The organism is Yokenella regensburgei, from assembly GCF_051486985.1.
In the GTDB taxonomy this organism is placed as follows: Bacteria; Pseudomonadota; Gammaproteobacteria; order Enterobacterales; family Enterobacteriaceae; genus CBFFRJ01.
Genome location: NZ_JAHVDV010000060.1, coordinates 1 through 6,067, shown reverse-complemented (window position 1 = coordinate 6,067; position 6,067 = coordinate 1). Strand labels below are relative to the sequence as shown.

Genomic DNA, 6,067 nt, shown 5'->3' with positions numbered 1-6,067 from the left:
CGTGGCCAGACTGTCAATCAGTGCCCTGACTGCGGGCGGCAGCCCTTTGCGGGTGGTGAACACCAGGTGGACAATCCCCGGCACGCTGCGCCATTGCGGGAAGATCTGCACCAGCTCCCCTTTCTCAAGGGCCTGATGGCAGTAGTGCTGCGGCAGAAAAGCGATACCCAGCCCCTCCCGTGCGGCGGTGCGCACGGCGGAGAAATCGCTACAGCTCATCACTGGCATATGGCGCAGCGGCAGGCGCTGTTTCTCCTGGTTTTCCAGCGGCCATTCCACTTCCGGGTCGTCATCATTGGTGCCGAGCGTGGGCAGCGCAGTGCTGCTCCTCGCCTCCGATGAGCAAGTTATATCAATGATATCGAACTGTTCATTGACGACGGACTGGCGCAGATTTGATGAAGAGAGTGCCCCATGTGGTCAGTATGAAATACGAGACAGCATGTATATCCCGTTGACATATCCCACGTATGCTTTACGCTTATCGGATAAATTTTCATCAAAGGAGGGAACATGGAAAAAACGACGCTTTTTAAAAGTAATCGTAGTCAGGCAGTGCGTTTACCTAAAGCCGTAGCTTTGCCTGACGATGTAAAACAGGTGGAAATTGTAGCGCTGGGTCGGACTCGTATTATTACGCCAGCAGGAGAAGCATGGGATAGCTGGTTCGATGGCGAGAGCGCCAGTCCTGACTTTATGAGCGAGCGTGAGCAATCAGCAGAGCAAAGCAGGGAAGAATTGTAATGCTTAAATACATGCTGGATACCAATATTTGCATCTTTACCATCAAGAACAAACCGCAAATTGTTCGAGAGGCTTTTCAGCAACATTATGACCGTATGTGTATCAGCTCAATCACCATGATGGAGCTGATTTACGGTGCAGAAAAATCCGTTATACCAGAAAAAAATCTACGGGTTGTTGAAGGATTTGTCGCCAGGCTGGAAGTCCTCAATTATGGGATTGAAGCCGCAACCCATACCGGGCAAATTCGAGCAGAAATGGCAAAATTGGGTACGCCGATTGGCCCCTACGACAGTATGATTGCTGCCCATGCGCGTGCACTGGGGCTGGTTCTGGTCACCAATAATACGCGCGAATTCGAACGTGTCCCGGGTCTACGGCTGGCTGACTGGACTGTGCAGGCCTGAGTTTATTGAGGCTAACGTTAACTACCCGTTTATGTCTGGCTGTAACGGGTAACCTGGCTGTTATAAAATCCTCTCTTTATATCTTAAACGCATAAACATTCTTTGTATCTCTGGATACGCCCCGAATTACCCCGTGTTGGCTCCGTCTTATTTATATACTTTATGTCGTTTAACTTATTGCCATTAAAAATAATAATTTCAGGGAAGGAGACGTGCGCCTGATGGGTTATCTTTAGTGCCCGATTCTTTTTGGCCGATGCTGTATGCCGGGCTGATATTTACTATTCCATTACCGCTTATTGTTTTTTTTGTTTTAATTCATGTGGTTAGTTTTGCATTAATTCGCTGATAGGGTCCTGCGCCGCTGGAAAATCTTATGCGCTTTTATGTCTGGATTATTCGCGGCACATCTTTACTGGTGCAACAGTTCCTTATTTCCTATGCGCTGCCTAATGCCGGAATCACCCTGACTGACACCCTTCCCGATTCCTGGTAAATTTAAAACAATAACACGGCGATCGGAACGTTTAACGGTCTGAAAGGGAAGAAATCTGTCCACACCCTGACCAGTCACTATGTGCAGCTGGCGCGTAAACGACGTCTTAAAATAAGCCGCTCCCCCCTGTTATGGCGGAGAGCCTTTTCGAGGTCAATGAAGAAGACAGGCATACCCATGCGGGTTAAAAAAGGCGGCAATTATCCAGAAGGGGGGAGTCCAGACTGCCGCCAAACAGACACTGCAGTTACTACGCTCTTTCTCTTATTATCATTGCAAGGATAAGGAACACGACCACGAAGGCGATGATGAAATTAAACCCGGTAGCGATACCGTAACTGTCTGATATAAGCCCAATTACCGAACCTGCCAGCGCGCCACCGAAGCCGGAGGCGACATAAATCAGCCCCATCACTGAACCGCTTTTGGTAGTTAAACGGGTAGCAATGGCCGCCGCCGTTGGGAACAGCACCGACATGGCAAATCCGAACAGCATAAACAGATAGACGAACTCCACGACCAGCATGCGGCTGGCAATGATGGAGGCCAGCGACAGTACCGAGAATCCGATCAGCGTCCTGCGCTCTCCCAACTTCAGAGTGATAAATCCGCCGATCACGCGTCCAATGGTAAACAGACCCGCAAAGGAAGAGATCACATAAGCAGCTTTGGCGGCTTTGCCAGCGGCATCCAGTCCGTTAATATCCAGGGCTGCATAGAAAATCGGGAAGAAATTCAGGAATGCGGCTTCGGCGGCCACGTAGAACAGTAAAAATGCGATAACAATCATCACATCTTTCTGCCCCAGCAGTTGCACAAAGTCACTGATCTTCATGGAAGACTGTGCCGTATTTTCTAATTTCAGGGTGCTCAGCACCAGTACCAGTACCACCACAATCACTGCGATGCCGACATAGAAGCTGCGCCAGGAGACGCTGTTGGCAAACAATTGATGCAAAATCAGCGGGGTCACTATCATCCCGACGCCGAACATCGCATTCGAGATATTGAACATCATCCCAGCTTTTTCTTTATAGAACGTCGGGATGACGGTCACAATCGACACCATCATTGAGCCAATTCCCAGTCCGATAACCAGATAGAAACCGAAGAACAGTGCGACCGTGTAGGCCAGACTGGTCCCCATCAGGCCGACTATCATCAGCAATGAGCCAATCAGCATCATCACCTTGAGGCCTTTTTTATCGGTCAGGTAGCCGGTCAGTAAACTGGAGATCAGGAAGCCAATCTGGAACAGCGTGATAAGCGTACCCACCTGGCTCAAATTGAGGTCGATACTGTGTTGCACCTGTTCGAGAATCAGCCCTTTGGTGTTTTGAATGCCGCCAAGTAAAAACATGGTCATAAACAGCAGGAAAAAGACCTTCCACTTCTGCGCGTTAGTCATTGTTCAGCTCCTTTGTTTTTTTCTTCCTCGCCGATAGCGTCAAACAGCGCCTGGTCGGCCCATCCATAGCAGTAGTAAAGCAGGTCATCGCAGGCACTCGCTTTGGCTGCGTGCACAGCATCAAGCAGTTCGTCGGGCGGTAAATTCCACATCTGTATGCCGCTGAAAATAAAGGTGCCCGGCTGAGAAAGTTGCCGCACCCGGTCGTTTTGTTCTTTGACGAAACGAATCGGGAAACCAGACCGTTTGAAGTCGGCGTAAGTCAGGTCGTAGGGCAGGTCGAACAGTTTTTTCACCGCCGAGAAGGCCAGCTCCTGGGTGTCTTCATCGCTGGCGAAGAAGTTAACCAGTCCCTGCACATCCGCGCCCCCACCCAGCTTATGATAGGGAAAATGTTTGAGCGTATCCGCATGACGGGTCAACGCGTGGTAGTCCTGACCGAGGATCCAGCTCCAGGCGGGTGGCCAGAGATCGAGCCAGAAATGGATGTCGCCAATGTTCTCTTTGGCCTGTTTCAGAATGCGCTCTACCAGTCCGGTGACGCTCTGCTGGCGAAAGGCAATCCAGCGTGCGATAAGCGGGTTGTTGCGAAATGCCTCGACCGGAACATCAAAATTGCCCTCTGCAAGCGCGTCGGAAAGGGTTTCCAGCTCTGCTTTTACCGCTTGCGGGTCAATCCCCTGTTCCTTCATGGCGTTCTGGCAGTGTGGGCAGAAGCAGGTGAACAGTCCTGCCGGGTTGACCTCTTTACCCGCCCAGTCCGGGAAGCGAATGCGGTCAATCAGGAAAGTGTCATATCCGTATCTTTCCTTGATACGACTGAAGGTTTTTTGCCAGTAATCCGCGACGTCCGGCGCGTTCGGGCACAGCCAATATTTAATAATCCGCCCTCGGTAATCAATAACATGGTTACTTTTTACATCGCCAGCAAAGTCGCCATTCAGAATATTGACCCACGGAATGACCTTAAAACGTGTGCCCTCGGTGGCATGCTTCACGGCTAACAGAGGGTCATTTCCGGCGAGGACGCCAGCATCGATGCTTTGCTGGATACGTGCGTCACCGCTGTAGATATTGACGTGTAGCATGCCGTTACCCATCACCGAATCGTGAACGGGGTTATGCGGCAAGACGCCTGTCGGATAGGGATTGCGCTCGAAAATGGTATTGAGCTCGACGAAGAGATGTTCAACACTCTGCATGCCGTCAATGCGCTGCAGAATAGCGTCCATGCCTTCGTCCAGAATATCGTGCGGGTGTAAGTGGATTCCTGCCATCCTATTCTCCTTGTTAACTCGCCAGCATTATTAAAGCTGCGTTTCTGGAATAAACTCGATTGAGGGGTAAAGCGTTGAAAGCGCCAGAATAGCAATGCCGTGAAGCGGGGCTTTTTCCCGAAGTTCTGATAATTCAACCGTAACGTGCATATTGGTTGACAATTGCCTGTCGAGAACCGTCTGTACCCGTGGCAGGAAATAATCCGCTGCATGGGTAACGCCTCCGGTTAAAATGACTTTTTGCAGATTGGCTATAGCGGCCAGATTAATAATGCCCATCGCCAGATAATCGGCCATTTCGTCAATCAGCGCGCAGGCGAGCGGATCGTTCTGCTCAACGCTCTGAATTACCTGCTCTAATGTCATCGGCTGGCGAAGCAGCGTCATAGCACGTTCACTTAGACCCGAGCCGGAGCAGTAACTTTCAAAACAGCCTTTATTTCGCCAGTCCTGAAAGAGCTGTTCACGGCCAAAAATCATATAGCCAATTTCGCCAGCTGCGTTATTCGCCCCGCGAATGATTTTACCGTCAATCAGCAGGGCTGAACCGAGGCCGGTGCCAATACCGATCAGGGCAGCACTACTGATATCACGGCATTTTCCACACCACATTTCGCCTACCAGCGCCGCCCGAATATCGTTTTCCAGTACCACCGGAATATAAAGACTCCGGGTGAGTGCGTCGGCGAGGGCAAGATTGCCCCAGTTGGGCAGATTGGGGGACCCTTCCAGTACCACGCCGCGGTTGATATCAATAATCCCAGGCGTTGCGAGGCCAATGACGCTTATCCTGCTCTTGTCCACGCCGCTTTCCCGAATAAAGCTGGCCACACCGTTGATCAATTGCTCAATAAAGATGTCCCGATCGCTGGTTTTCCACGTAGCTTCACGCTTCTTATATAAGATTTCGGCGTCCAGATTGAAGACGGAATAAGTTATCTTGGTTCCGCCTAAATCAATCCCCACCCCCAGTCTGGCAAAGGGATCAAAATTAAGCAGGATGCCTTTTCTGCCCTGGCCGGTTTGCGCGCTGACACCGCCCTCATAAATGGTGCCTTCATGAATTAAGCCGCTAATAATGTCAGAGATCGTGGCTTTGGTTATGCCGCTTATTTTGGCTACCTGCGCTCTGGATAGCGGTCCATGCTGGCGAATAATATTTAACACCAGAGTGGAGTTCATCTGCCGTAAGGTATTGGGGATGCCTGCATTCATCATGAATACTCTTTTAGTCTGCTTTCCATACTTAATCAAAGAAATGAATCTTCCCTGATGTCCTTTTTTGCGTATTTATTGCCTGAGATGCACAGCTTGTAAAGCTATTTTACTTATTTAGTTTGTATTCCATACTAATTTATTGAGGTCGGTCACATGCTTAAATTATGGTTTTTTAGTTATTTATTTTATGAATTAAATGAAAGAGTGATTGAGCTTTGCTTTATATTTTTTTTGTGAATAAATAAAAGGGTAATTATTTATTTTTAATATGCGCAAGTGGAGAGGGGCGGTTTTCTCCCTCGCCCCTTTGGGGAGAGGGCAGGGGTGAGGGGCGACGTTGGCAGAATCACAACCTTTTTAACGCCGCAAACGACGTGGCCAGACTGTCAATCAGTGCCCTGACTGCGGGCGGCAGCCCTTTGCGGGTGGTGAACACCAGGTGGACAATCCCCGGCACGCTGCGCCATTGCGGGAAGATCTGCACCAGCTCCCCTTTCTCAAGGGCCTGATGGCAGTA

6 protein-coding genes and 1 pseudogene are annotated in these 6,067 nt (G+C 50.0%); 2 read left to right on the top strand and 5 right to left on the bottom strand.

All coding sequences use genetic code 11. The features are described 5' to 3' along the window. A partial coding sequence (locus KXR87_RS23030) for a LysR substrate-binding domain-containing protein (RefSeq protein WP_437434514.1) occupies positions 1-279 on the bottom strand: 279 nt, incomplete at its 3' end. 234 nt (positions 280-513) lie between these two features. On the opposite strand from KXR87_RS23030, the gene vapB reads away from it, so the two are divergent. Then, entirely contained in the window at positions 514-744 is a 231-nt protein-coding gene (vapB, locus tag KXR87_RS23025) for a type II toxin-antitoxin system VapB family antitoxin (protein ID WP_437434513.1), read from the top strand. Then, a complete protein-coding gene (gene vapC / locus KXR87_RS23020; protein ID WP_437434512.1) occupies positions 744-1,151 on the top strand; it encodes a type II toxin-antitoxin system tRNA(fMet)-specific endonuclease VapC in 408 nt (135 codons plus the stop codon). The genes vapB and vapC overlap by 1 nt, the downstream gene beginning before the upstream one ends. Before the next feature lie 746 nt (positions 1,152-1,897). Here vapC and KXR87_RS23015 read toward each other — a convergent pair. The 4 genes and pseudogenes from KXR87_RS23015 to KXR87_RS23000 all read right to left on the bottom strand — a co-directional run. Then, the gene (locus KXR87_RS23015) at positions 1,898-3,055 is read right to left on the bottom strand and encodes an MFS transporter (protein WP_437434511.1); all 1,158 of its coding nucleotides are present in this window, start codon (positions 3,053-3,055) and stop codon (positions 1,898-1,900) included. Next, the gene (locus KXR87_RS23010; protein ID WP_437434510.1) at positions 3,052-4,332 is read right to left on the bottom strand and encodes a hypothetical protein; all 1,281 of its coding nucleotides are present in this window, start codon (positions 4,330-4,332) and stop codon (positions 3,052-3,054) included. Before KXR87_RS23010 ends, KXR87_RS23015 begins: the two co-directional genes overlap by 4 nt. 30 nt (positions 4,333-4,362) lie before the next feature. Beyond that, entirely contained in the window at positions 4,363-5,550 is a 1,188-nt protein-coding gene (locus tag KXR87_RS23005; protein ID WP_437434509.1) for an ROK family protein, read from the bottom strand. Between the two features lie 346 nt (positions 5,551-5,896). After that, positions 5,897-6,067, bottom strand: a pseudogene (locus KXR87_RS23000) (LysR family transcriptional regulator); the annotation flags it as partial.

Bases quoted from the DNA above. Each gene is read 5' to 3' on its own strand.
- vapB (WP_437434513.1), top strand. From the start codon at position 514: ATGGAAAAAACGACGCTTTTTAAAAGTAATCGTAGTCAGGCAGTGCGT.
- vapC (WP_437434512.1), top strand. From the start codon at position 744: ATGCTTAAATACATGCTGGATACCAATATTTGCATCTTTACCATCAAG.
- KXR87_RS23005 (WP_437434509.1), bottom strand. From the start codon at position 5,550: ATGATGAATGCAGGCATCCCCAATACCTTACGGCAGATGAACTCCACT.
- KXR87_RS23010 (WP_437434510.1), bottom strand. From the start codon at position 4,332: ATGGCAGGAATCCACTTACACCCGCACGATATTCTGGACGAAGGCATG.
- KXR87_RS23015 (WP_437434511.1), bottom strand. From the start codon at position 3,055: ATGACTAACGCGCAGAAGTGGAAGGTCTTTTTCCTGCTGTTTATGACC.